Raw genomic sequence first — 23,259 nt, 5'->3', positions numbered from 1 at the left:
CCCCTTATGAAGTCTCTCAGCTTTTTGTATACACCTAATCCTAACCTAATATATCCTGTTTTACTTTCTCAATACCCAGACGTTCAATCATATTCCCCATACGTTCATAATTTTTGCCATTTTCTTTATAGTATAAAACTACTTTATCAACTAAGGCTAGTACAGAATCCACTGGTACATAGTGGTGTTTTCCTGCTTTTAAAAGATATTTTGAACAAATGTCTACTATACCTTTAAAATGAAGTGCTTAGCGCACCTCATTTTAATTATATAAGAGAGAAATGATAACTGCCAACAAGCTTGCAGCTCCCAATATGCCACCAATCGTAAGGGCGATTTTATTTAGTTTCCTCATATCCTGCCGATGATGGGCACGTTTTCCCATTCCTTTAGCCATCACTTAACCCCCTTATATAATTTTTATTTATTACTTACATCTTGAATTTAAATTTATTTTGACAATGCTCACAAGTGATCTCTTCACTGTTTATGACTTTACACATTGGCAATTCAATCATCAAGCCACAATAGGGGCATATAATCTGTACCTCATTTTGCACCTTACACTCTCGCTTTTTGTACATACTAAGCCCTCCTTCATATTTTATTACATAATATGAAGAAACATTCTAAATTGTTAAATCCTAAGCATATGATAAATATAATTCCCTATATTCAGACTATTTCCTGCTAAAATAAAAATCGCGGATTATATTCCGCGATTTTTATTTTAGTGTTGCTATTAAGCTAATGAATCTAATATCTTGCGTAATTTAACAACATGAGTTTGCTCTTCAGCTTTTAATGTCGTAAAGATTTTTTTAGCATCCTCAAATTTGGATTTGCTCGCTAATTCATCATAAAATAAAATGGAGTCTTTTTCTGCCTGAATAGCCATTTGCAAAATCTCTGGAATCGTTGTAACTTCTGCAATTTTGATTTCAGCATTTTCAGCGGTTGGAAAGATATGCCCATCTGCTAGTACGGTAAGGTACCGGGAAGTTTCTGCATCAAATAAATATTCATCAGAAGCCGCCTCTTTATTCTCATTTACCTTAGTAAAAATTTTTGTAAATGTTTCGAAATGAATAATTTCTTCATTTTTCAATAGACAGAATAAATCCTTATGAGCATCTTCTGTTGCCTTTTCAAAAGCTTGCTGGTAAAAATCACGCCCTCTTTCTTCTATTGCCATCGCAATTCGTAATCCTTCTAGATCACTAAATAATTTTAAGTCCATTTAATTACCCCCTAAGTAAAAATACAGCTTATCCTAAATTTAATTATTTCCACAATATAAAAGAAATTCCTGCAAAACTACAAGAAATACCAGCTTTTCCTCGTATGTCAATTATAAAAACTTAAAACTTATTTAATAATAATTATCATTTACATTTTACCTGACACATGTTACCATATAACTATATATTACATACAAGGAGGCATCCCAAATGACTAAACGTAATGATGTTGTAAAATTTGGTGGTAATCCAGTCACACTAATAGGAACAGAAATTAAAATTGGTGATAAAGCTCCTGATTTTACGGTGCTAAATCCTGATTTATCCTCTCTATCACTTAAGGATACAAAAGGTCAGGTACGAGTTATTAGTGTTGTTCCTTCCATTGATACATCCGTTTGCGATATACAAACTCGCTGGTTCAATGAAGAGGCTGCGAAAATTGATGGCTTAACAGTGTTATCCATTAGCGCTGACTTACCTTTTGCCTTAAAGAAATATTGCGCAGCTCAAGGTATTGCTACCATTAAAACTCTGTCTGACCATAGGGAGCTTGATTTTGGACTAAAATATGGTTTTGTCATTGAAGAATTACGCCTTTTATCTCGTGGAACTGTTGTGATTGATAAAGATGACATTGTACGCCACGTAGAATATGTTGCTAATATTGGTGACCAGCCCGATTATGATAAAGTAATGGCTGTTGTAAAACAATACTTATAATATCCAAGCTCATCAAAAAATTCCCTTATCAATTCGATAAGGGAATTTTTGATATAAAGAAAGACATTATACGATTAGATGATATTGCGTTTGTATTTTGCATATGCAATTTTCAGCTCTTCTACTTTACCATACATTTCAATCTGAAGAGCCGATACAGTATCATAATCACCTGCTGCTACAGCATCATTTACTCGCGTAAAAATGGATTTTTGTGCAACAGTATCTTTAGCCAATTCCACGCGCAAAGAATTTACCTTATCCCATAAATATAGATCATAGTCTACAGCACTGTCAGCATCATGCAATGACTTAGCTGCTTTTACGATAGCAAGGTTTTCAGGAATAATTCTCTTTAATAATTCCGTTGACCAGCGAATTAATGCACCTGCTACGAAAGCATCCAAAATTTCTTGACGAAGAATATTTCCAGCTTTAATAACTTCTGTTTTCGCAGGAAACTTCTTTAAGTTCTCCATATTTTCCCAAACAGTTGCTGGAGGTTTACCAAATAAGCGATTCCGCTCATCTTCTTCATAATCTTCAAATACATCATGCTCACTGCGATAAGCGCGATCTGTTTCAAGATAAAAACCAGAAGTTCCTGCTTCTTTCGATAATTCAGCTAATATTTCTTTTGTATTCTTGCCAGATGCAACTATAGCTTTAACACCATCAAGCATACTCAAATAGATTGCTGATAACGCAACATAGGTATTCGTATATGGATTAGCTGCACGAACTTCAAAACGAGTCGCTAATGGATTGTTAACATCCCGCACAAGTCCAGCAAGAATTGTCCGATTACGGGAAGGTATCTCTGGAGTATGTCCAAGAGAAGTTACAATGCAAACCGGTGCTTCAAAACCTGGTTTCAAACGATTCAAGGCATCATTAGTAGCAGTAATAAACGGGTTAATTGCTTCATAATTTTTTAATAATCCCATAAGAGAGCCATAACCAACAGCACTCATAAAGTCTTCTTTCATATTGGTAGGAGCAAATAGATTAACGAGTTTTCCTGATTTCATTTTAGCAGCAAAACCTACATGCGTATGTTCACCATTACCAGCAACACCAATAATTGGTTTTGCTTTAAAAGTAACCTCAAGACCATTGGCTCTAAATACTTCTTTTACTACAATACGAGCTTGCAGCTCATTGTCTGCAGCTTGCAGGGCATCAGCAAAACGCCAGTCAATTTCCAACTGCTCGCAAACATGAGTCAAATTACCAGCTTCATCAATGGTGGCTTTAATACCACCAACTTCTTTATGACCCATTTCGGTTTTTAAACCATAGTTGTCTAACATTACAATGGTTTGCTCTAACGCTGTACGCACAGAACCGCGGGTACGCTGCCAGTATTGTTCTTGCATGGTTTGGGATGCGGAGAGTTCGGCAACTTCCGCTTTCTCAACAGGAGTCTTCACCCAGAACTCAAGTTCAGTACCGGAAGTAAAAATAATATCCTCAATTTCTTCACCATTGATATGCTCAAGACCAGCTACTTTAGGATATTTTTTGAATAAACTAATCAGCTCGCTTTTTATGTAACTGAGACTATCAGCCAAAATCGCACGAGAATCAACACGTAAACCATTGTGAACAAGGAACGCCGGAATACGAAGGGTACCAACTGGCTTCCCCTTTGCTTCATCAATGTAATTATAATTATAATCAACAAACCAATTTACACTGGAATCAGCAGGCATATCTACTTTAGCATTATTCAACGTAGCAATTCCTGTAAGTACTACCGATGAACCATCTGTTTGCACTGCACTGCCTTGGAAGAAATCATCCATATCTTTAAGGAATAATTCCATAGGAATCTTTTCATCAGTATCGTTACCTGCAAGATCAATACCTACTAAGGAAACAAATTTAATTTCGGAATGTTCTTTTAATAATTCAATCAACTCATTCTTACCATATTTCCCAGCTGGAATTACATAAAGCAATTCATTTACCATTTCAATCACCTCTTAAATATTATAAATATAATTTTACTTTGTTATACCCATGATAGATTCTAAAGTAATTATATCTCCTCCTTATTAAAAACTTTTCTTTATTTAATCTATTATACTATTAATAGTAAAAATTACAAAGATTATACTGATGTTTTTTTATATAACGATTTACATCAACAAGCAAACGCCCAGATCTGAACGCCACAAAAAAAGCCTGGCAGTGTAAGCCAGGCCTTTAATTTATTAGATTATATATTGAATAACAGATCACCGTAAGTTGGCATTGGCCATACATCTTTATCTACCAGAGTTTCAAGTGTATCAACAACTTCGCGTAGTACTGCCATTTTTTCAAATACATCAAATCGGAATAATGAAGCTTGATCATAAGTGTCGCCATGAGCATTAGTAGCCTTCTCTACAGTTTCTTCAAGAACAGCAATATTTTTCTTTAATGATGCTGTCAACGAAGATACTTCTGTTAGCAATTCAGTTTGAGCTGTTAAATCCGCTGCTACACCTGTAGCTTTAATTGTATTTATTGAAACCGCAAGGTTTGTGGCGAACTTGATAACAGAAGGAAGTATTTGTCTCTTAGCCATTTCTATCATTGTTAAAGCTTCAACGTTAATCGTTTTGATATAATTTTCAAGAGCGATTTCATAACGGGACTCCATTTCTACTTTACTCAATACAGCATGTTTTTCCATGACTGCTATGTTCTTTTCAGAAATAAGAGCCTTAATGGATTCTACTGTAGTTCTTAAGTTTAAAAGTCCTCTCTTTTCAGCTTCAACAACCCATTCATCTGAATATCCATTACCGTTAAATACCACTCTTTTATGATTGGTAACATATTCAGTAATAATTGTTTTCACTTCGGCTTTTGCATCTGTAGCATTTTCTAATCGATCCGCAACTTCGTTTAGCACTTCCGCCACAATCGTATTTAAGGTTATATTGGGTTCAGCGATGGAAGCTGAAGATGGACACATTCTAAATTCAAACTTATTGCCGGTAAACGCAAACGGGGAAGTTCTGTTTCTGTCTGTTGCATCTTTCGGTAACGGCGGCAGCGTAGTAACACCAATTTCCATATTACCACCATTTTTAGAGCTTGTGGCTCCACCATTTTCAATCTGTTCTAGAATATCTTGTAATTGCTCTCCTAGGAATATTGATATGATAGCTGGAGGAGCTTCATTCGCACCTAGTCTATGATCATTTCCTGGATTTGCAGCTGATACTCTTAATAAATCCGCATATACATCAACAGCCTTTATAACAGAGCATAAGAATACAAGAAATTGCTGATTATCATGAGGAGTACGACCTGGCTCCAATAAATTCACTCCATCATCGGTTCCCATAGACCAGTTATTATGTTTACCAGAACCATTAATGCCAGCAAATGGCTTTTCATGCAATAAACATACAAGATCATGTCGTAAAGCAACCTTCTTCATTATATCCATAGTAAGCTGATTGTGATCTGTTGCTATATTTGTAGTAGTAAATATTGGAGCTAGTTCATGTTGCGCAGGAGCAACTTCGTTATGTTTAGACTTGGCTGCAATTCCAAGTTTCCAAAGCTCTTCATCTAATTCCTTCATATAGGCAGATATCTTTTCTTTAATTGAACCGAAATAATGATCCTCTAATTCTTGTCCCTTTGGAGGTTTCGCACCAAAAAGTGTTCTTCCTGTAAATATTAAGTCTTTTCTTTGTTCATATGTTTTCTTATCAAGAATAAAGTATTCTTGCTCTGGTCCAACAGTTGTAATAACTCTATTCGTTGTTGTATTTCCAAGAGCTCTTAATACACGTAATGCTTGCTTACCTAACGCTTCCATTGAACGCAATAACGGAGTCTTTTTATCTAAAGCCTCTCCAGTATAAGAGCAAAAGGCTGTTGGTATACATAATGAATCGTCTTTTACAAATGCAGGTGATGTACAATCCCATGCAGTATATCCTCTGGCTTCAAAAGTAGCTCTAAGACCACCGGATGGGAATGAAGAAGCATCTGGTTCTCCCTTAATTAATTCTTTGCCCGAAAACTCCATAATCGCTTTACCATCAGAAGTTGGCGATATAAATGCATCATGTTTTTCAGCAGTAATACCTGTCATTGGTTGGAACCAATGAGTGAAATGGGTTGCACCTTTTTCAAGAGCCCAGTCTTTCATCGCATTAGCTACTACATCTGCCACTACTGGATCTAAAGGAAGTCCCTCTTCAATTGTCTTCCTTAAAGCTTTATATGTGGCTTTAGGAAGACACTCCTTCATAACTGCATCATTAAATACGTTTGAACCGAAAATTTGGCCTAAGTTGCTCATCTGCAAAAACCCCTCTCAATTTTTCATATCGCATTACTGTTTATTCTAAATAAAACTTGCTAAAAAAGATGACAGATTGGATATTTTTTTAATGCAGCAACACAATTGCTACAAAAAAAAACAGACCCCTCCACTTGTTCAGTGGTAGGAGTCATCGTTGACTCATAATTTTCATTTATATTAATATTATAGCACAAAAATGTTTTTTGTCTAGCTATAAAATCGTCATCTTTAAAAAATACGAATATTGTCTTCAGAAAAAATTAATTGGGCACCTGTTGCAGCAACTACTTCCTCTAATGTAGTATCTTCGGCAATTTCAATTAAATGTAGTCCATCTTTCTGAACGGCAATAACCGCCATATCAGTAATAATTAAATCAACTTCAGCCTGAGCTGTGAGAGGTAAAGAACACTGCTTTACAATTTTGACAGTTCCATCTTTATTATTATGTTCCATGGCAATGATGATTTTTTTGGCACCTACAACTAAGTCCATGGCTCCACCCATGCCTGAAATTCTTTTTCCCGGAACCATCCAATTGGCTAAATTACCTTGTTCATCTACTTCTAAAGCCCCTAGTACGGTGGTATCAACATGACCGCCTCGAATAATAGCAAATGACATGGCACTATCAAAACAACATCCATTCTCTTGAATCGTCACAGGTTTTCCTCCAGCATTCACGAGATCCTTATCTGCCAATTCCGATTGTGGCTCCGGTCCAATTCCCAAGAATCCGTTTTCAGAGTGTAAAACAATAGAAACTCCGTGAGATAGATAATTTGCTACTAGAGTCGGCATGCCAATACCCAAATTAACGACATCGCCATCATGCAGTTCTTTAGCCACCCGTTTAGCGATACGAACGCGTTTATCCATTTGAGCCATAAAGCTACCTCCCTTTGACCAAAAGATCGACAAAAATTCCTGGAGTTATCACGTTATCAGGTTCAATTGCTCCTGCCGCTACGACTTCTTCCACTTCAACAATGACATTCTTAGCAGCCATAGCCATTAAGGGATTGAAATTTCTAGCCGAAAAACGGTAAATCAAATTTCCATGACAATCAGCTTTATATGCTTTTAATAGGGCAAAATCTGCTTTTAAAGGCTCTTCCAGCAAATAGGTTTTATCTGCTACCACGATTTTGGATTTTCCTTCTTCTACTACTGTCCCAACCCCTGTAGGAGTCAATACTCCCCCTAGACCGGAACCGCCAGCACGAATTTGTTCCGCAAGAGTTCCTTGAGGAGTTAAGACAATTTTCAACTCCCCCTCTTCCATACATCTGCCACTCTCAGGATGCCCACCAATATACGATGTATATAATGTGGACATTTGCTTATTATCTTGTAGTTTACCTACACCGACTCCTGGAAAAGCACTATCATTTGTTATGACCGTTAAATTTTTCGTGCCTTTCTCTACCAACGCCTGCACTAACCCATCAGGCGTTCCAACACCTAAAAACCCACCAATCATAATACACATTCCTTCGGAAATATCCTTCACAGCTTCGTTTGCAGTACAAATCTTTACCATAGATCACCTTCCACCTCCAATAAGCCATCCATCATTTCATAATCAATAATGCAGAATTCGCCTCTTTTGCATCGGTCTTTCTTCCTACTGATGAAATCGATGATAATGATTTATCACCGCTTAACATTCCTGCTAAGCCTACTGTTGTATCATGATGATAACCGCCGCATACTTCACAAGGTGCTTCCGGATCTACATAATGCTTTGGCTCTGTATAGGTTGTAAACACGCCTTCATAATTTCGCAGTACGGTTTTACTAGCATTTTGAGAAACTAAATATTGAGGCATAACCGGGATCTTGCCACCACCTCCTGGCGCATCAACAACGTAAGTAGGAACGGCTAATCCTGAAGTATGCCCTCTTAAATATTCAATCGCCTGAATTCCCGAACTAATGGGTGTTCTAAAATGCTGTATGCCTTGTGACATATCACATTGATAAATATAATAAGGTTTTACTCTTATCTTTAATAATTGCTGCATCAGTTTTTTTATTAATTCTGGGCAATCGTTAACCCCTTTTAAGAGAACCGCTTGATTGCCAAGAGGTATTCCAGCATCAGCTAAAGAAGCACAAGCCATACTGGCAGCCTCTGTTATTTCTTTAGGATGATTAAAATGGACATTCACATAAATTGGATGATATTTTTTTAAAATTGTGCATAAGGCAGGAGTAATTCTTTGCGGCAAAACTACAGGTGTACGAGTGCCAAAACGGATAATTTCTACGTGCTTTATTTGCCGTAATTCTTTCAGAATGTATTCAATTAGTTCATCGCTAATTAGAAAAGCATCACCGCCAGATAAAATAACATCTCTGACTACTGGCGTTTCTCTTATATATTGAATACAGTTGTCAATTTGTTGTTTCGTACGTGCTTGATCACAAACTCCGGCAATCCGCCTTCTGGTACAATGACGGCAATACATAGAACATTGATCCGTGACTAAAAACAGTACTCGGTCAGGATATCGATGAGTAAGTCCCGTAACAGGTGAATCCTGATCTTCGTGCAAAGGGTCAGCCATATCAAATTGCCCAAACTGTAGTTCCGTTGCTGTTGGAATTGCTTGTTTACGCACAGGACAATTCACATTTTCAACATCAATTAGCGTTGCATAATAGGGGGTGATTGCCATTCTTAGACTTTGCAGGCAACTTAAAATTCCTTCTTCTTCTTTTTGAACTAATGGAATAACCTGCTTTAGCATGGAGAGTGAAGTGATGCGATTCGCTACTTGCCATCGCCAATCTTGCCATTCTTCTTCTGTTACATTGGTCCACAAAGGAATATCATGATAATCACGCATTTTATAAACTCCCTTCGCCAATTGACTCCATTCTTTTTCTATAAACTCACTCTTAATGGAATCAGATCTGTATCAAACTAGATTCTTGCTCAAGTCTACTTTTTCCAAAGCGATTACTTTCGTTTTTTTAGAAAACTTATACCCTAGATACGTTGCTAAGAAAATAGGAATACCCACATAGGACACGGCTAGTCCATACCAGTCTACTTCTCCGCCTAAAAAGGTATTATAATTTTGTCCAATGATTACGATACCGCAAAGTACCATTGCAAATAGAGGTCCAAAGGGGAACCATTTTGCTTTATATTTAAGTTGAGATAAATCAAGTCCTTGCCGGATAAATGCTTGACGGAAACGATAGTGGCTAATGGCAATACCTAGCCAGGCAATGAAACCAATCATTCCTGTAATGTTAAGCAGCCATGTATAAGCAGTACCTTCCCCAACTAACGAGGAAAGAAAGGCTAAAAATCCAATAGCAGAAGTAGCATAAAGAGAATTAGTTGGAACACCGCGTTTATTGACTTTGCCAAAAATCCGAGGAGCTTTGCCTTCTTTTGCCATAGCATACAGCATACGAGTTGAGGCATATAATCCTGAATTCGCACAAGATAGCACGGATGTGAGTATGATTGCATTCATTAGGGATGCTGCTGCCGCAAATCCAGCACGGCTGAATACTAGAGTAAAGGGACTGACAGCAACATTTTCCACATCACCTTTTAATAAATTTTCATCCGTATAGGGTAGGATAAAACCAATAATAATTAAAGCACCAATATAAAATAGGAGAATGCGCCAGAATACCGTATTAATTGCTTTTGGTACATCTCTTTCAGGATTTTCACTTTCGCCAGCAGCAATGCCAACCAGTTCAGTGCCTTGGAAAGAAAAACCAGCAATCATGAAGATCGCCAATATTGCGCTAAATCCACCAACAAAAGGTGCTTCTTGGATTTGCCAATTAGAGAACCCTGGCGAAGCCCCTCCACCAATCCCTAAAATCATCAATGTACCTACCACTAAAAAGATGACAACGGTTATTACCTTAGCACCTGCAAACCAATATTCACTTTCACCATATGCTCTTGTTGATAAGTAATTAAGAGCAAATAAAATGACCAAAAAGAGTCCACTCCAATAATAACCAGGAATATCAGGGAGCCAAAATTTCATTATGATGGCACCTGCTACTAATTCTACTGCAATACAGGTTGCCCAGTTTAACCAATAGTTCCAACCGATTGCAAAGCCTAAAGCCGGATCAACAAACCTTGCTGCATACGTTCCGAAAGATCCTGGAACGGGTAAGTAGGTTGCCATTTCTCCTAAACTAGTCATTAGAAAATAAACCATAATCCCAATGACGCCATAAGCTACCAGCGCGCCACCTGGACCGGCAGTACTGACTGATGCACCACTTGCCAAAAATAAACCCGTGCCGATAGCACCACCAAGTGCTATCATATTCATGTGACGGGCTTTTAAACTTCGCTTTAATTCCTCTTTGCCTCCAACACCTGTCTCCTCCCTAAGGCTTTGGATTTTCCCTGTTTCCAGGTCGGCATTCATGAGATTCACTCCTTTTGTTAATTTAATTATTTGGAATTTTTAATTAATTATTTGACCGTGGTGCCAGTCAGAACTTTAGATCTTATTCTTAAGAATTGCAATAAACATGCCAACAGCAGCAGTATCAACAACAGTCGCTTATTTATCATGAAAAAGTCCCTAGTTTTTTCCTCAGATGACTAATCTTCGGCACTACATGACGAGGATGGGCGATACTATTACACTTTGCAACTATTTTGTAATCGCTGAAAATTCAGCAATCCGCCTAAAAATGAGCAAAAGTCATAAAAATTTGGCAGCATTGTGACTACTAAAATTTTTATGACTTCTGCTATTTTATTTGATGAAAGCGTTATACGATTTTAATTACTTTATCTGATCCAAGCCTAAAATTCTTCTGGCTTGTTCGGGAGTAGCAACTGGTCGACCTATTTCTTTTGCAATCCTTGCTATACGCTCCACTAGTTGAAAGTTACCATCAGATAATACACCTTTTGTATAATACACATTATCTTCAAAGCCAACGCGCACATGTCCGCCCATAACAATCGCCATCGTCCCAAGAGGCAACTCACTACGTCCAATCCCCGCGACTGTCCAAGTAGACCCTGCAGGTATGGACTCTATTAGATACAATAAATGTCTAGCTTCCCCTGGTATACCTCCAGGAACCCCCATCACAAAATCAAAATGCAGAGGCAACTGCAAGATTTTCTTTTGCACTAAACGCAGTGCATTATAAATCATCCCCACTTCGAATACTTCAATTTCAGGTTTGACTCCCTGGGCCACCATTGCTTTTGCAAACAGTTCAACCATAGGCATCGGGTTAGAAAATATTTCTTCACCAAAATTAACTGTACCTGTGGTCAATGTTGCCATCTCAGGCTTTAATTCTATAGGCTGCAATCGTTCGTCGGCTGTCATCCAGGATGCTCCACCTGTGGAGGTTTGAATAATTACGTCACTATTTTCTTTGATCAGTGCAATGGTTTCTTGAAAGATGTCCCTCGCTTGGGTAGCCTTTCCGTCCTCATCTCTAACATGCAGATGAATGATGGAAGCTCCCTTTTCAGCACACCGTATCGCCTCATTGGCAATTTCTCCAGGGGTAAGGGGCAGATTGGGATTGTCTTGGCGAGTTGCTTCTGCACCTACGGGGGCAACGGTAATGATAAGCGGCTCCAAATTATACACCCCTTTGCCTTTCTTTAGGAACCACACAAGTTCCGCTAGCGATACAAACTACAACGGGATCCGCTAATACAGATGCTGCTGATTCATGCTGAGCAGCCTGATCTAATGAAATAACTTTTGTGGCGATAAATTCCATTCGTCGTGATGTATTACCAATCTTTATAATCTTGCCCCGCGCCTCGATAAAATCGCCTGCATAAACAGGGGCTGTAAATTCCACATTGTCATATGCAACAAATAGTCCTTCGTCACCATCGCTGCGAATTAATAATTCAGTTGCTACATCACCAAATAAATCTAACATTCGGGACCCATTTACCAATCCTCCTGCATAATGAGTGTCATGTTCGCTCATTCGCACCCGTATTAAAACGTCTTCCATGCTCTCCTCTCCTTATGACTCTTATTAGCTAAAAATCAACCCGTCTCCTTACCGCTATCCCACACATTCTTGCGTTTTACTTCCTGGACAAGAAACGACGCTACGTGCTCTGCATAGGTATTGGAACTAAAGCCAGCGTCATACCCTAACTCTTTTGCTAATTCATGGCTAATTCGCGGTCCCCCCACTACTAAAGTTACTTTATCCCGCAAACCTTCCGCTTCCAGCATATCTACGAGTCTTGTCAAATTTGTAATATGAATATTTTTTTGTGTTACTACCTGAGATATTAAAATAGCATCTGCTTGAATTTCATAGACTTTATGAATAACTTCCTCACAAGCCACTTGCGCTCCCATATTTACAGCATTAATTTCATGATAGCTTTCTAAGCCTTTATGTCCATTAAAACCTTTTATGTTCATAATGGCATCAATCCCAACTGTGTGAGCATCACTTTCAATACAAGCTCCCACTACATTAAGTTTTCGGTTTAGATGAGTACGAATAAAGTCATCAATTTCTTTTTTGGACAATACCTCTAATGCAACTTCAGGAACCGTAATCCCAGCAATATTTACTCCATGACTGCATTTCCCATAAACAATGAAAAAGCTAAATGTATCGCTAATCCCTTCAGCATGAGCAACTGCTGCCTCTTCTAGTCCCATACTAGCAGTCAACTGCCTAGCTGCTTCTTTTGCTGCATTTGATAAAGGAATCGGCAGGGTGAAGGACAGCTGCACCATGCCGTCATTTAAGGTATCACCATAAGGTTTAACATGATGTACATCAACCATTGCTGTTTCCTCCTTTTAACATGAGAGGAATAAAAGGATTGAGATAACTGCATTCCTTTACAATGACTCCCTGCAACCCTTTGCCACCTTCAGAGGTTCGCGAGATGTCAGCAAAATAGCCTAATGCCAGTGCTTGCATCAGTCCTATGTCAGCAATTTCTTCCAATAAGTTAACTGCCTTTTCCAATACTTCCTGAGCTCTTTGCTGAATAAATCCGCCTTCACGAAAATAAATTTCATCGGCGATTCCTCGCAAATTATTAAAAACGTATTTAGCAGACTCAATACTTAAAAATCGGTCGTGAATAAGAGGGGTATGAATGGCTTCTGTTAATATACCTAAAAGATGCAAACTCTGCCCTGTCATGATGGAACAAACATTGAACAGAGTATCTTGCACATGTCCTTTAAAAATATTTCCTGTCATATATTTAGTCGGTGGCATATATTTAATGGGGCTCTTTGGGAAAACCTCTCTTACTAATTGTGCTTGTGCCAATTCATACATAAAACCATTAGGGGTTTGCGGGTCGATTTCAAAAGCATGCCCAAGACCGAGCTGCTCGGAGGTCATATTACACCGAAAAGCAAACTGTTCATTTATTAATTCAGAGGCTAAAACCGTATGACCACTTTCAATGGCATCTGCTGTAGTTAAGTAATTGTCTTCCCCTGTGTTGATAATAATACCAGCATAACCATTGATTAACCTAGAAAAGTACTGATCTACAAAAGTACGCTTTATATTAATGTCCCGAAAAATAATTCCATACATGGAGTCATTGAGCATCACATCCAAACGTTCTAATGCCCCCATTACTGCAATTTCGGGCATACAAAGCCCTGAGCAATAATTAGTCAAATAAATGTAGCGATTGACTTCTTTTCCTACTTCGTCTAAAGCTTGCCGTAAAATCTGAAAATTAGCCTGGGTCGCATATGTACCACCAAAGCCTGTGGTAGTTGGTCCATAAGGAACATAGTCTAGTAAACTTTGCCCTGTAGTACGAATAACGGCAATGATGTCAGCTCCTTGCCGAGCAGCAGCCTGCGCTTGAATCGCATCCTCATACACATTACCAGTAGCCACAATAACATATAACATAGGTTCCTGTCCCTTGCCTAAACTTGCAATCCATGCTTCTCTTTCTTGACGACGCTCTTTAATTTTCGCTAAGGAACGGATAGCCAATTGCAAGGCTGCCTCTTCAATTTCACCTTCTGGAACTCTGGGTAATTCTAGTAAATGAATCGTTTTATTTACTATACACTCTGCCAACTCCTGAGATGATAATTTTGTATGAATCATCCCATTCACGAACCAATACATGACTCCTTTACCTAATACACCTGCATTATGCAATTCTTCAACGATTTCATTTACTAATGGTACTCCTGCCTGATCAACTCCATCGATCCCTAGTAATCTTAAAACAGATCGTTCTACTGCCACTGTACTGTGAGCATCAATATGCTCTTGTACCTGATCTACAATTTGTTTTGCATATTTTCGACCGCGATCAATAACCTCCTGGCTCAAATTAAGTTTTTTCAATACAATCCCCTCCTAACAAGGAGTCATCTTTTTTATTCCTTCTAAGCAGTCCATATATTTTCAGTTTATACTGTATGGTTTGACGAGGAATACCTAAAGATAATGCTGCCTTTGATATATTTCCTTCACTTCTTTCTAAAGCGTGAAGGAGAGCACTTCTTTCAACAGTCCCCAATATTTCCGGCAGGCTCTTGCCGTTCAATTGACAATATATTTCACGACTATGATCATCATCATAGTTGCGCAAATGTTCTGGAATATGTTCGATTTCAATGATATGACCGGATACGATATTCATAGCGTGCTCAATGGCATGCTGCAATTCTCTAACATTTCCTGGCCAAGAGTATTTTAAAAATGCCTGATCTACTTCTTCACTTATTTTTTGCACTGAACGACCAATTTTCGCATTATACATCATAATAAAATGTTCCACCAAGGCAGCAATGTCACTTTTGCGTTCTCGCAAAGAAGGTACTTGTAACGCTACCACATTCAATCGATAATATAAATCAATGCGCAATTCCTTTTTACGTACTGCTTCTTGAGGATCTACATTGGTACAGGCTATGACCCTAGTATCTACCTCTCTTACCTTATTATCACCTAAGCGGCGTAAGGTTCCATCTTGCAGAACTCTAAGCAGTTTGCTTTGCAATTCCATCGGCATAGAATTGATTTCATCTAAAAATAGAGTTCCTCTATCAGCGAGCTCAAACAATCCCGGACGATCTTCCGCTCCTGTAAAACTTCCTTTTACCGTTCCAAATAAAATACTTTCTAACAGCGTTGCAGGAAAAGCTGCACAGTTTTGCGCCACGAAGGGTCCGTCCTTGCGAGAAGATGCATTATGGATGGACTGTACTACCAGTTCTTTTCCTGCGCCTGTTTCACCAATTACCAACACTGGAGAAGAAGTCGATGCCACTCTTTGACTGACTACTTTAAGCTTAACCATTAGATCATGACTGCCAATAATATCGTTAAATGTGTATTTTGCAAAACTAATTTCGGTCTTCTTTGCTTTTTTTAAGTTGGTTGACTTTTTATCTAATAGCACAGCCTGCAGATCCATCACTCGATCTGACATCTCTTTAATTTTTGTTATATCTCGAGACAAATCACAAGCACCCACTAATATCCCCTCTCGGTATAGTGGAAAAGTAGAGTAATGAATCGTAATGATTCGCCCTGTCCTGCTTACGATGGTTTGCTGCTGATCCAATACTGGCTTGCCAGTAGCCAATACCTCCATCAAACTGCTTGTTTCAAGGGTCAATGAAGGATATACCTGAAGAACATGCTTTCCCATAACTTCAGTAGCCTGCAATCCTTCCACTTCAGCCGCTGTCTGGTTGTAATAAATTGTTATTCCCTCACAATTGATTACATGTACTGCCTGATCAAGACGATCTAACACTAAATCAAGACAGCTATCGCTGCCGTCTAATTCATTGAGCAATCTACTCCCCCCAATACCGAGTATTAGAATTTTCTCTCTTGTACCACATCCATTACAGGTATAGGCGCTAATGCTGCACCCATCTTCTGAAGCAAAACACCTGGGTCAATGCCTTTGCCTCCTGGATAGGTTGGATTTATCGTTACCCCTAATAAAGAAATTGGCTGTACAGCCTGAACCTGTATATTACGAGCTCTTAGCTGCCGCCATAAACCAACTGTAATGAAAATTTTACTACCATCCTGAACCACTACGATAGGAATCCGTTGTTTTTTTAGCAAAGCCTGAGCTAACCCTTCTCCCATCGCTCCTTTAATAATAAGAACAGAACAATCGTCCTCCAATATTGTTAGCCACTGCGTAATACTTAAGAGAGAGGTACTCACAAAATGTTCCTGACATTGATTATGACCAATCACCAGCACTTTAGCTTTTGAATGATGATATAGTTTAAGATAATCATCGTTGCACTTTGGTATCGTTAATTGCTCTACGCGACATGTAGTGATATGAAGTAATTCCTCTACATCACGGCTTAAGGTTGCTCCAGTAGCTAAAACAACTTGGCTGCTAACCAAAGGATCAGCAGAACTTTGCCGGTCAAAGGCCCCATCAATCAGTGTACACCTTGTTCCCCAGCGAGTTAAACATTGTAATAATTGCCTTACATCTTCATTTTTGCTTGGTCCCGCCAAAACTACCTGATTCACAGACTTTGCTTTCAAAATAACCACATTACCAAGAGGCGTGCAAATATCTGTTTGCTGGAGATAATCCCATAGGTTCGGGTCTATAATAACCTTTTCAGCAGTAGCCACTATTGTTTGAGGCTGCACAACAATCGAAGGTTTCGCTAAATGAGTCAAAGCATCAAAGCTTTCTCCATCCCTCCCAATTGATGTCAGTCCTAAGGCTATGCCTTGTGCATATAAAGCTTTTTGCATATAATTCAAAGTTACTGTCTTGCCTACATTTTTCGCCATACCAATAATCGTTAAAACCTTAGGAGTTTCTATTAAAAATTCATTCCAATTTAACATCATCTTCAAGCATAAAGCTCATGAAATACTTGCCAGAGAATGGGACTTTCTCGTACTGTTTCTAAGGCAACGATTGCATGATTTCGGCAATAACCATTACCCACTAACATAGTTACGTCTTTGCCTATGCCTTCAGCCCCGAGAGCAGCACCTGTAAAGCTGGTCGCCATGCTAAAGAAATATACAGTTCCTCTATCTTTTGTAGCCATAATAGAGGCCATTTCAGTATTAGGTATATTAACGCAATTGATTGTGACATCTACCATCTGACCGTTCGTAACCTCAGACACAGCTTTCATTACTTGCAGCGGATCTGTAGCATCTACTTGCAATACTTCATCGGCATAGCCTAGATGCCGCATTCTATCACAACTGCCTTTACTTGAACCTATGCCAATCACCCTGCCAGTTACTCCTGCTCTCTTCTTCGCCTCATACAAACAAAGCATACCCGATTTGCCACCGCCGCCAATGATGAGTACATTTTGCCCTGGTCGTACTAAATGAGCAGTTTGTGCTGGTGCACCTGCTACATCCAAGATCGCCAAGGCTAAGGATGGGGACATATCTAAAGGTAATACTGCATAGATACCGCTACTGAATAAAATGGCCTGGGCATCAACTTCAACCTGTTCTTTTTCAATATGAATTTTTCTAATTTTCCGAATTTTTAATGGAGTTAATGATAAAGAAACTAACGTAGCAATTCGATCTCCCACCTTTACGGGTACATTCCCTGTCCATGCAGGCCCAATTTTACTTACCGTTCCCATTAGCATTCCACCAGAGCCAGTAATAGGATTATGATGTTTTCCCCGCTTTTCCACAATATCAAGCATCATTCGCTCCATAACAGCTATATCGTTCTGGGCACCTTTTTTGATCTGCGTAAAACTTGCCGCATCAATATTTAAGGTATCAACTTCAATTAGCAGCTCATTATCATAGATTTCCATGGTATTATCAATTTTCCATGCAGGCTGAGGCAAAACACCTTGAGGCTCTATTACTCGATGAGTACCGTAAGGACAACCTATTTTTGTCATATTAATTATCCTCCAATATATTCTATTTTTTTGAAATATAATCCTCTTTTAATATTTTTAACTCAGCAGCCTCAAACAGGCTAAAATTTAGATAGGGATTATTGACTCACCTCCAACTATCAAATTGATAACGCAAAGCATTGCTTCACTAACAGACTACTATGCAAATTACGTTCCAACCTAAGACAGTTGCTCACCCCGCGAATTTCCTCTGTATCTATTCTTATACGAATCAATAATGCCTAAAATTCGGCATACTTTAAATGTTTTGTAAGAAATACGCATAGACCAAGTGCCCAAAAATCAGCATCGATCTGCCAAATTTTGGGCGCTTGTCATAGATATATTATTCTTTTTCTTGAGTAGCTGCTATTTCTGCAACATTTGCTGCATCTAACATATTTAATGCTTCCTCTTGAGGAAGTTCTTGTACAGATTTAAGCTTCCTTTCTATGGTGCGAGACTTTCTGGCAGCTACATCAATGGAGTTACTAGCCTCTTGCAGTTTTTTATGGGTTTTATCTAATAAATCGCCAAATTTGCCAAATTCAGTTTTTACAACACTAAGCAGTGACCAGACTTCTGAACTGCGTTTTTCAACTGCAAGCGTTCTAAAACCCATTTGCAAGCTATTAAGCAACGCAGATAGGGTCGTAGGGCCTGCAATGATTACCTTGTAATTTCGCATAATGGTATCACACAGCCCTGGGCGCCGCAACACTTCAGCATATAATCCTTCAATTGGCAAAAATAAAATTGCAAACTCTGTAGTATGGGGAACACAGACGTATTTATTAGCAATATCTTTCGCTTCGCTTTTAATTCGATTTTCTAATGCCTTGGCTGCTTCTTCTGCTAAGACAGCATTGGCTTGATCTTGAGCCTCTAATAATCGTTGATAATCTTCTTGTGGAAATTTTGCATCTATTGGCAGCCAGACAATGCTTTCCTCTGTATCACGACCAGGAAGTTTAATCGCAAATTCTACTCTATCATTGCTTCCTGGCTTCGTTGCAACGTTTTTAGCATACTGTTCAATGGTTAGAATTTGCTCTAATAAATTCTCCAATTGAATTTCGCCCCATATACCACGAGTTTTGACATTGGATAATACTCTTTTTAGATCACCAACGCCAGAGGCCAGAGTCTGCATTTCACCTAGCCCTCTATGTACCATTTCTAACCTTTCGCTAACCAACTTAAAACTCTCTCCCAAACGCTTTTCCAACGTCTGATTTAATTTCTCATCCACCGTTTTTCTCATCTCTTCAAGTTTGCTGCCATTCTCTTCACGAAGCACCCGCAATTGTTTTTCTACCGTTTCACGCATACGCTCTAACTTTTGTTCATTCATTTGAGTCAGTCCCTGTAATTGCTGAGAGAATGTCTCTAATTGCGTTAATTGCACGGTAGTATTTTCATTCATCCGTTTCAAAATTGATTCATTTAACTTACTAAGTGTATTCGCTACTTCTTCTCGCAATGCTCTGGCGACAAGATTATTTTCTCCTCGGTTCTTAGCCATTTCATCTTTTACAATTCGTTCTACTCTTTCGATTGCCTTTTCTATACCTATCAGATGAGCAGCAAGCTCCTGCTGCTGATTCTTTCCAAGTCGAAACAGTACTGTAATGAGAAGAAAAATAATAATTCCATTAAGACCAAACATTAGCATTATCATCACCGTTGACAAAATAAATCCTCCAACTATTTTATTTTACTAAGAATATCATATAAAATTTGTTTCAGGGAAAAATATTTTAGGAACCCGTTTTCTAAATGTACTTCTTGGGTAAGCTATAGGCGGGGAGGTGATATTATGGAAAAACGTCAAAACGAATCTTGCAAAGAAAATAAAAACAAATCTCAAAAGGCTTCTACAGAATTTGCCAAAGAAATTTGCCCTAAGGATAAGAAGGAAAATAAAAACAAGTAAAATAAGAGGGTGGTCAAACCACCCTCTTATTTTTTTGCCCGGCTTTCCCTACACTGTCTCTTCATGCACTTCTATCAATATCTTTACTTTAAGATATTCGTTACATGCTCAAATAGATTGCTATTATCTTTGATTTTTTGTTCATTTCCTAACACACACAAGTGATTCTGTTTCATGGCATCCTCCATCAAATCAGCCAGCTTAGAAATATCTTCTTGCCTAGTCGCTAAGATTTCATCTCTTTCCTGTTGAATCATATCCTGAGAAATATTCCGAATATAATTATTAGTTGCTCGCTCCCCTTTTTGTGATGGAGTCAAAGGTGTATCCAACTGACTCATGGTACCAATCACATACTTGGTCATCTCTCTTTGATCAACAGAAAAATTACGCAGATAATTTGCGGTCTCATCATATACAGTTAACGTCTCTTTTAAATTTGGATCCCGATACGAGCCAAGCACCATATTTCCATTACGTTCTAATCTTGCAAAACCGCCATAAGCTCCCCCTTGAACACGTACCCGCGTCCACAAGTAGTCATAACGCAAAATGGTTTCCAGCACTTTTAAGCTTCCATGATAGGAATACCCTAACTTACGGAAATTTGCTCCTTTAACCACATACTGCACTTTGCCAGACGTCATGAGTCCTTCATTGTAATGACTATTTTCAAAATGATATACAGCAGGTTTTTCTGTAGTTGATGCTAAGCAGGAGTGAAATTCGGAAAATGCTTTTTGAAATTCACTATAATTCTCTTCTTCTACAGTTACGCTTACCAACAAATTTTCTTTATTAAAAATAAAACCAGCTACTGTTTCAAGATTCTTATAAACTTCTTCTGACTTTGCCGCAAAGTCTTTTTCTAATGCAGCTACAAAATCATAAAAGGCTAACATTCCTACTTCATTATACTGCGCAATAGGAGAAAAATAGGATAATACACGATTCGTCGCCAGTTGCTGCCCGCGGCGGAACAAATTCATATCCCAATTGGATTTTATTTCTTGAATCAGTTCCTTCATTCGTTTACTGTTGTCAAAGCGGCTCTGGGCAATGATCTGCTCTGTTAGTCTTAATAATTGAGGCAACTTCTCCACCAAGGATTTGCCTTTGATTATAAACTTCGGTAAGTATTTTGAATCATTAGCATTTTCTGTGAAGACTGCTACATCAAAAACAATACCGCCTGTATTCTTGTTAATTTCATTGGATAGCGCGGAGTATTCATATTGTTTTGTTGAAACCTTTCCTAAGATCTCTGACAATAAGTACATATACGGTAAATATTGTTGAGGTACCAAGCATGTATCAAAATACATATTCACATAAGCAATGGCATTGGTGCGAAGTGGGTGAAGCAAAACAGGTACTCCTAATTCTTGTTTCTCCACTACTATCAATTCTTCTGATTTTACTTCTATATCTTGCCGAGTGAGTAGAGGAATGGTCGCTAAGGCTTCTGGCGAATCTGCTGTTTCTTGTAATGTTTTTAAACGCTGTGTTTGCTCTACTAGCTCATTAATTTCAATATCAGACAGAGATGCTTTATATTCAGCCAGGTATTTGCGTAGTTCTTCATCTTTTTCTTCTGCTAGACCATGCTTCGGTTTTAAGATAACCAAAGCTTGATGATTATTATTCAGCAAGTACTGCTCAATCAACTGCTCAAAGTAATTGGTATTTAGTGCTGCTTTTATTTTTACTAAATCATCCTCATACCCTAAATGAATGAAAGGACTTGCGTCATACAACCAGCTATCCATACATTTAATATTATAGACAAGTCCTTTAGGACGAGTACCATAATTTGCTTCCCGTAACGTAAATTCAAAAATGTTAATGCATGCTTCAATTAATTCTTTATCAATACCCTCTCTTACTAGTCTTTCCAGCTCTTCATCTACAACTTGAATAAACTTTGCTTTTTCATTTTCATTGGCACCTGTAATAACAATCCCGAAGGTAGGCTGTAGTATGCTTTTCACAAAAGTCCCTACTACATCTTTACCAATTTCCGCTTCGATTAAGGCATTTCGCAAAGGTGCAGCTGGAGTTTCTAGGAGTAGATACTCTAAGATTTGAAAAGCTAGACAAATCTCAGAATTAGTCGCTTGCCCCAATACGAAATTTCTGCTTAAAAACGTTTTATCTTCTATATTTTCACTAGGAGCGATCGAATACTCAAAAACATTTTCTACTTTTTCTTTAAATGCAGGCTGCAAAGCAATTTGAGAATTCACTTCAATTTTTTCAAAATTACTTAAATATGCTTCATCTAAAAACTTCAAATTATCAAGTATATCTAAATCTCCATATAAGAAGATATATCCATTGGAGGGATGGTAATATTTCTTATGAAAATCTATAAATTTTTCTTGCGTCAGCTCTGGAATAAACTCAGGATCACCACCTGATTCTACACCATAGGCCGTATCAGGAAACAAAGATTCAAAATTTTTCTTTTCCAATATCGCGTCAGGTGAAGAAAAAACACCCTTCATTTCATTGTAAACTACGCCTTTATAAGTGATTTCATCCAATGGATTCTCCAATTCATAATGCCAGCCTTCCTGCATTAACGTCTCTGGAGAATTATATATATTCGGATAAAAAACTGCATCCAAATATACGTCCATTAAATTACGAAAATCCTTAACATTACGACTTGCCACGGGATACATGGTCTTATCAGGAAATGTCATAGCATTTAGATAAGTATTCAAAGAACCTTTTACTAATTCAACAAAAGGTTCCTTCATGGGGAATTTACGAGAGCCGCACAATACAGAATGCTCAACAATATGAGCAACTCCTGTACTATCTTCCGGAGGTGTGCGAAAGGTAACGGAGAAAACTTTATTATCATCATCATTTTGCAAATATAACAATCGCGCGCCACTTTTTTCATGATAGAATCTCCTGGCAAGCGAACTTATTTCATCAATTTTTTCTTCCTCTTCCAAACGAAACCCATGATATAAACTGCCTTTTATTAAATCCATTCCATTACCTCTTTTCAAAAAATTTCATTCTTATACCATATTCGCTATTGTAGGAACAACGTCCTGCAATATGGGCTTTTTAGAGCACGATTCAAGATTCCACGTCAATACTATATGCTAA

At 38.2% G+C, this 23,259-nt stretch carries 20 protein-coding genes; 1 reads left to right on the top strand and 19 read right to left on the bottom strand.

The window, feature by feature from the left end; all coding sequences use genetic code 11:
* Positions 1–40: 40 nt before the first annotated feature.
* From LMF89_RS05975 to LMF89_RS05965, 4 genes are all read right to left on the bottom strand, one after another.
* The gene (locus LMF89_RS05975) at positions 41–172 is read right to left on the bottom strand and encodes a hypothetical protein (RefSeq protein WP_229534316.1); all 132 of its coding nucleotides are present in this window, start codon (positions 170–172) and stop codon (positions 41–43) included.
* Positions 173–262: 90 nt separating this feature from the next.
* Positions 263–397: a hypothetical protein gene (locus tag LMF89_RS25675; protein ID WP_255711021.1), complete on the bottom strand. Its 135-nt coding sequence runs from the start codon at positions 395–397 to the stop codon at positions 263–265.
* A gap of 34 nt (positions 398–431) precedes the next feature.
* Positions 432–584: a hypothetical protein gene (locus LMF89_RS05970; protein WP_229534315.1), complete on the bottom strand. Its 153-nt coding sequence runs from the start codon at positions 582–584 to the stop codon at positions 432–434.
* A gap of 158 nt (positions 585–742) precedes the next feature.
* Positions 743–1,240, bottom strand: a complete 498-nt coding sequence (locus LMF89_RS05965; RefSeq protein ID WP_229534314.1) for a ferritin family protein — start codon at positions 1,238–1,240, stop codon at positions 743–745.
* A gap of 211 nt (positions 1,241–1,451) precedes the next feature.
* Between LMF89_RS05965 and tpx the strand changes: the two genes are divergently transcribed.
* On the top strand, positions 1,452–1,964 hold the full coding sequence (gene tpx / locus LMF89_RS05960) for a thiol peroxidase (RefSeq protein ID WP_229534313.1): 513 nt from the start codon (positions 1,452–1,454) through the stop codon (positions 1,962–1,964).
* Positions 1,965–2,038: 74 nt separating this feature from the next.
* On the opposite strand, the gene LMF89_RS05955 is transcribed toward tpx, so the two are convergent.
* The 15 genes from LMF89_RS05955 to LMF89_RS05885 form a co-directional block, all read right to left on the bottom strand.
* Complete coding sequence (locus tag LMF89_RS05955; RefSeq protein WP_229534312.1) at positions 2,039–3,940, bottom strand: type I glutamate--ammonia ligase; 1,902 nt, start codon at positions 3,938–3,940, stop codon at positions 2,039–2,041.
* Between the two features lie 248 nt (positions 3,941–4,188).
* Entirely contained in the window at positions 4,189–6,282 is a 2,094-nt protein-coding gene (locus tag LMF89_RS05950) for a glutamine synthetase III family protein (RefSeq protein ID WP_229534311.1), read from the bottom strand.
* Between the two features lie 231 nt (positions 6,283–6,513).
* Positions 6,514–7,173: a 3-oxoacid CoA-transferase subunit B gene (locus LMF89_RS05945; RefSeq protein WP_304622596.1), complete on the bottom strand. Its 660-nt coding sequence runs from the start codon at positions 7,171–7,173 to the stop codon at positions 6,514–6,516.
* Positions 7,174–7,177: 4 nt separating this feature from the next.
* Positions 7,178–7,828 (bottom strand): 3-oxoacid CoA-transferase subunit A, encoded by a 651-nt coding sequence (locus LMF89_RS05940; RefSeq protein ID WP_229534309.1) that lies wholly within the window; start codon positions 7,826–7,828, stop codon positions 7,178–7,180.
* Positions 7,829–7,859: 31 nt separating this feature from the next.
* Positions 7,860–9,140, bottom strand: coding sequence for a lysine 2,3-aminomutase (gene kamA, locus LMF89_RS05935; protein ID WP_229534308.1), 1,281 nt, complete (start codon positions 9,138–9,140; stop codon positions 7,860–7,862).
* A 72-nt stretch (positions 9,141–9,212) separates the two neighbouring features.
* Positions 9,213–10,712, bottom strand: coding sequence for an amino acid permease (locus LMF89_RS05930; protein ID WP_229534307.1), 1,500 nt, complete (start codon positions 10,710–10,712; stop codon positions 9,213–9,215).
* A 366-nt stretch (positions 10,713–11,078) separates the two neighbouring features.
* The gene (kce, locus tag LMF89_RS05925) at positions 11,079–11,900 is read right to left on the bottom strand and encodes a 3-keto-5-aminohexanoate cleavage enzyme (protein ID WP_229534306.1); all 822 of its coding nucleotides are present in this window, start codon (positions 11,898–11,900) and stop codon (positions 11,079–11,081) included.
* Position 11,901: 1 nt separating this feature from the next.
* Entirely contained in the window at positions 11,902–12,291 is a 390-nt protein-coding gene (gene kal / locus LMF89_RS05920; RefSeq protein ID WP_229534305.1) for a 3-aminobutyryl-CoA ammonia lyase, read from the bottom strand.
* Positions 12,292–12,326: 35 nt separating this feature from the next.
* Positions 12,327–13,091: a lysine 5,6-aminomutase subunit beta gene (gene kamE, locus LMF89_RS05915; protein ID WP_229534304.1), complete on the bottom strand. Its 765-nt coding sequence runs from the start codon at positions 13,089–13,091 to the stop codon at positions 12,327–12,329.
* The gene (gene kamD, locus LMF89_RS05910; protein WP_229534303.1) at positions 13,084–14,646 is read right to left on the bottom strand and encodes a lysine 5,6-aminomutase subunit alpha; all 1,563 of its coding nucleotides are present in this window, start codon (positions 14,644–14,646) and stop codon (positions 13,084–13,086) included. Before kamD ends, kamE begins: the two co-directional genes overlap by 8 nt.
* Positions 14,633–16,108, bottom strand: coding sequence for a sigma-54 interaction domain-containing protein (locus LMF89_RS05905; RefSeq protein WP_229534302.1), 1,476 nt, complete (start codon positions 16,106–16,108; stop codon positions 14,633–14,635). Before LMF89_RS05905 ends, kamD begins: the two co-directional genes overlap by 14 nt.
* Before the next feature lie 23 nt (positions 16,109–16,131).
* The gene (gene kamB / locus LMF89_RS05900) at positions 16,132–17,151 is read right to left on the bottom strand and encodes a lysine 5,6-aminomutase reactivase subunit KamB (protein ID WP_229534341.1); all 1,020 of its coding nucleotides are present in this window, start codon (positions 17,149–17,151) and stop codon (positions 16,132–16,134) included.
* A 2-nt stretch (positions 17,152–17,153) separates the two neighbouring features.
* Entirely contained in the window at positions 17,154–18,194 is a 1,041-nt protein-coding gene (kdd, locus tag LMF89_RS05895; RefSeq protein WP_229534301.1) for an L-erythro-3,5-diaminohexanoate dehydrogenase, read from the bottom strand.
* Positions 18,195–18,540: 346 nt separating this feature from the next.
* Positions 18,541–19,878 (bottom strand): DNA recombination protein RmuC, encoded by a 1,338-nt coding sequence (locus LMF89_RS05890; RefSeq protein ID WP_229534340.1) that lies wholly within the window; start codon positions 19,876–19,878, stop codon positions 18,541–18,543.
* Between the two features lie 335 nt (positions 19,879–20,213).
* Positions 20,214–23,138 carry an insulinase family protein gene (locus LMF89_RS05885; RefSeq protein ID WP_229534300.1) on the bottom strand — a complete coding sequence of 975 codons (2,925 nt, stop codon included), beginning with the start codon at positions 23,136–23,138 and terminating at the stop codon, positions 20,214–20,216.
* Positions 23,139–23,259: the final 121 nt, after the last annotated feature.

Source organism: Pelosinus baikalensis, from assembly GCF_020819555.1.
Lineage (GTDB): Bacteria > Bacillota > Negativicutes > DSM-13327 > DSM-13327 > Pelosinus > Pelosinus baikalensis.
The sequence above is the reverse complement of the archived record's forward strand: the minus strand, read 5'-3'. Positions and strand labels throughout refer to the sequence as shown.

Excerpts from the sequence above, each read along its gene's own strand:
- LMF89_RS05940 (WP_229534309.1), bottom strand. The coding sequence starts at position 7,828 with ATGGTAAAGATTTGTACTGCAAACGAAGCTGTGAAGGATATTTCCGAA.
- LMF89_RS05885 (WP_229534300.1), bottom strand. The coding sequence starts at position 23,138 with ATGGATTTAATAAAAGGCAGTTTATATCATGGGTTTCGTTTGGAAGAG.
- tpx (WP_229534313.1), top strand. The coding sequence starts at position 1,452 with ATGACTAAACGTAATGATGTTGTAAAATTTGGTGGTAATCCAGTCACA.
- kamE (WP_229534304.1), bottom strand. The coding sequence starts at position 13,091 with ATGGTTGATGTACATCATGTTAAACCTTATGGTGATACCTTAAATGAC.
- LMF89_RS05955 (WP_229534312.1), bottom strand. The coding sequence starts at position 3,940 with ATGGTAAATGAATTGCTTTATGTAATTCCAGCTGGGAAATATGGTAAG.
- kal (WP_229534305.1), bottom strand. The coding sequence starts at position 12,291 with ATGGAAGACGTTTTAATACGGGTGCGAATGAGCGAACATGACACTCAT.
- LMF89_RS25675 (WP_255711021.1), bottom strand. The coding sequence starts at position 397 with ATGGCTAAAGGAATGGGAAAACGTGCCCATCATCGGCAGGATATGAGG.
- kamA (WP_229534308.1), bottom strand. The coding sequence starts at position 9,140 with ATGCGTGATTATCATGATATTCCTTTGTGGACCAATGTAACAGAAGAA.
- LMF89_RS05970 (WP_229534315.1), bottom strand. The coding sequence starts at position 584 with ATGTACAAAAAGCGAGAGTGTAAGGTGCAAAATGAGGTACAGATTATA.
- LMF89_RS05950 (WP_229534311.1), bottom strand. The coding sequence starts at position 6,282 with ATGAGCAACTTAGGCCAAATTTTCGGTTCAAACGTATTTAATGATGCA.
- LMF89_RS05945 (WP_304622596.1), bottom strand. The coding sequence starts at position 7,173 with ATGGCTCAAATGGATAAACGCGTTCGTATCGCTAAACGGGTGGCTAAA.
- LMF89_RS05930 (WP_229534307.1), bottom strand. The coding sequence starts at position 10,712 with ATGAATGCCGACCTGGAAACAGGGAAAATCCAAAGCCTTAGGGAGGAG.
- kdd (WP_229534301.1), bottom strand. The coding sequence starts at position 18,194 with ATGACAAAAATAGGTTGTCCTTACGGTACTCATCGAGTAATAGAGCCT.
- kamB (WP_229534341.1), bottom strand. The coding sequence starts at position 17,151 with ATGATGTTAAATTGGAATGAATTTTTAATAGAAACTCCTAAGGTTTTA.
- LMF89_RS05965 (WP_229534314.1), bottom strand. The coding sequence starts at position 1,240 with ATGGACTTAAAATTATTTAGTGATCTAGAAGGATTACGAATTGCGATG.